This is a genomic window from Bradyrhizobium sp. Ce-3 (genome assembly GCF_022835695.1).
Lineage (GTDB): Bacteria > Pseudomonadota > Alphaproteobacteria > Rhizobiales > Xanthobacteraceae > Bradyrhizobium.
Genome location: NZ_BQUV01000081.1, coordinates 1 through 330, shown reverse-complemented (window position 1 = coordinate 330; position 330 = coordinate 1). Strand labels below are relative to the sequence as shown.

General features: G+C 57.9%; 1 pseudogene. It reads left to right on the top strand.

Annotated elements, in window-relative coordinates:
• Nucleotides 1–330 (top strand): annotated as a pseudogene (cyuA, locus tag BRSPCE3_RS35910) (cysteine desulfidase); the annotation flags it as partial.

Here is a 330-nt window from a genome sequence, read left to right as displayed (position 1 = left end):
CTCTGGCTCGGGTAACCAGGGGATCACCGCAACAATGCCTGTGGTGGTGGTAGCAGAACACTTCGGAGCGGATGATGAACGGCTGGCGCGTGCGCTGATGCTTTCGCATTTGAGCGCAATTTACATCCATAACCAGTTACCGCGTTTGTCTGCACTTTGTGCCGCAACGACCGCAGCAATGGGGGCCGCCGCCGGGATGGCATGGCTGGTGGATGGGCGTTATGAAACCATCTCGATGGCGATCAGCAGTATGATCGGCGATGTCAGCGGCATGATTTGCGATGGTGCGTCGAACAGCTGCGCGATGAAGGTTTCGACCAGTGCTTCGGC